Here is a 2108-nt window from a genome sequence, read left to right as displayed (position 1 = left end):
TCCCAGCATCCCGGTGTTCACCGCGTTCGGGCACAGGCAGGTGACCTGGATGCCGCGGTGCGCGTAGTTCAGGGCCAGCCATTCGGCGAACCCGAGGGCTCCGTGTTTACTCAGGGTATAGCCCATGAAGGATGGTCCGGTGATCAATGCCGCAGACGAGATGGTTTGAATGAGCCAGCCTTCGCCACGTTCCAACATGCCGGGAAGCACTTCCTGCGCAGCCCAGACGTGGGCGAGCAGGTTTACGTCGACGATTCGACGGATTTCCTCGGGCGACTCGGTCAGCCCGTCTCCGGTGTCGCTGAATCCTGCATTCGAGCAAAACACGGCGACCGGCCCGAAGATGTCTTCGGCACGGGCGACAAGGGCGGTGATGGAGTCAGGGGAGCCGACGTCGCTGCGCACGGCGATGCCTCCGACGCGGGTGGCGATCTTCTGCGCGCGTTCGCCGTTGAGGTCGGCGACGACGACCCTTGCGCCCCGCGCGGCGAGTTCTTCTGCTAGCGCTCGCCCGATTCCGTGACCGCCGCCGGTCACCACCGCACACCGTCCGTCTAATTGCATGGCTGTTGCTTCCTCAGAGATGCCCGCCGTCGACAGCGAGTACTTGTCCGGTGGTGAACGTGGCCGCATCGGAGGCGAGGTACAGTACTGCGCCCGAGATTTCGTCTGGCTGACCGACTCGGCCGAGTAGCGCGGTGCTGGCCGCGAAGTCGCGTTCGGTCTGCGGCCATGCCTTCATGACGTCGGTGTCGACGGCGCCAGGCATGACCGCGTTGACCCGTACTTTGGGTGCGAAGGCCCGGGCGAACGACTTGGTGAGATTGTTGAGGCCCGCCTTGGCGGCGGCGTACACGATGGCGTGCGAGGCCCCCATGTGTGCGGAGATAGTGCTGATGTTGACCACGGTGCCGCCGCCGTCCGCCGCCATCCGGGTGCCGATGGCGGCGGTCAGTCGGAACGGTCCCTTCAGGTTCAGCGCAATGGTCTTGTCGAAGAGCTCTTCGCTGATCGCATCGACACTGTCGTAACGCACTGACGATCCCGCGTTATTGACCAATATGTCGATGCGCCCAACGGCCGCGTAGGCTTCGTCAACCAGGCGGTCACATTCGGCCCATCGGTTGACGTTGGCGGGCAACGAGAATGCGCGCCGACCAGTGGCGGCGATCTCGGCTGAGGTCTTTTCGCATGCCTCAGAATTGCGGCTGACTACCACGATGTCCGCCCCCGACGATGCCAGCTGCGCGCAGATCGCCCGGCCGATGCCGCGGGTGGCGCCGGTGACAAGTGCAGTGCGTCCGGTCAGATCGAAGAGATTGGTCACTGGTTGTCTCCTCCTCCGTCGAACTTGCCGATTCCCTGCTCGAGCAGGGACAGTGCCGCCCGGATTCGCTCGGCCGGGTCGCCCCGCCCGCCGCCTTGGACCCAAGCGCCGAACTCTGCGGCGGCGACGGCGTTCATCGCCGTTACGGCGATGCGCGCGTGCATCGTTGACTCCTTGTGTCCCTTGGGGAAACGTCCCGCCACCAGCGCGACGAGCTCGTCGTCGTTGACCAGGCGCTGGCCGCGGCTGCGGGCATTCAACTCCGGTGCCTGGGCAAGAATGCGGCCCAGTTGCACGACGCGTAGACGGTCTGCTGGTTCGACGTGGGAGGTGGCCAAAAAGGCTTGCCGTAGCGCGGTGACCGGACCCTCGTCGGCCGGGCGCGAAGCCAGCGCGTGGATCAGTCGCTCCCACACATGACGTTCGTAGTCCAGCAGTACTTCGTCCTTGGATGCGAAGTACCGAAAGAAGGTCCGTTCGGAGATTCCAGCGGCGGCGCTGATGTCGCCTACAGTAACCGTGTCAAAACCGCGCTCAGCGAACAACGCGATAGCGGTACGGCCGATGTCGGCGCGTAGCAGGCGCCGTCGCCGATCGGTCAGCGGTTCGGTCATAGCCGTTGCCCGCGCGCAAATTCCGCTGCGCCATGAAGCAATCGAATCACTCGCGGGCCCATGTCTGTGCGGTCGGCATCGACGCCGGATTTGACCTGCCGGGCGTGCGAGCCTTCGAGGATGATGGCGAGTTTGAACAGTGCCAGCGCCTCGTAGTAGGGCAGCGC

3 protein-coding genes are annotated in these 2108 nt (G+C 64.8%); all 3 read right to left on the bottom strand.

Features of this window, described 5'->3' with window-relative positions:
- A partial coding sequence (locus A9X04_RS16630; protein WP_067922531.1) for an SDR family oxidoreductase occupies window positions 1-564 on the bottom strand: 564 nt, incomplete at its 3' end.
- A 13-nt stretch (window positions 565-577) separates the two neighbouring features.
- Window positions 578-1327, bottom strand: a complete 750-nt coding sequence (locus A9X04_RS16625; RefSeq protein WP_067919816.1) for an SDR family NAD(P)-dependent oxidoreductase — start codon at window positions 1325-1327, stop codon at window positions 578-580.
- A complete protein-coding gene (locus A9X04_RS16620; protein WP_067917816.1) occupies window positions 1324-1941 on the bottom strand; it encodes a TetR family transcriptional regulator in 618 nt (205 codons plus the stop codon). The genes A9X04_RS16625 and A9X04_RS16620 overlap by 4 nt, the downstream gene beginning before the upstream one ends.
- Between the last annotated feature and the right edge of the window lie 167 nt (window positions 1942-2108).

Origin of the sequence: Mycobacterium sp. E3247 (assembly GCF_001667785.1) — a bacterium.
Classification (GTDB): domain Bacteria; phylum Actinomycetota; class Actinomycetes; order Mycobacteriales; family Mycobacteriaceae; genus Mycobacterium.
The sequence above is the reverse complement of the archived record's forward strand: the minus strand, read 5'-3'. Positions and strand labels throughout refer to the sequence as shown.

Coding starts and splice junctions, on each gene's coding strand:
- A9X04_RS16620 (WP_067917816.1), bottom strand. CDS start 1,941: ATGACCGAACCGCTGACCGATCGGCGACGGCGCCTGCTACGCGCCGAC.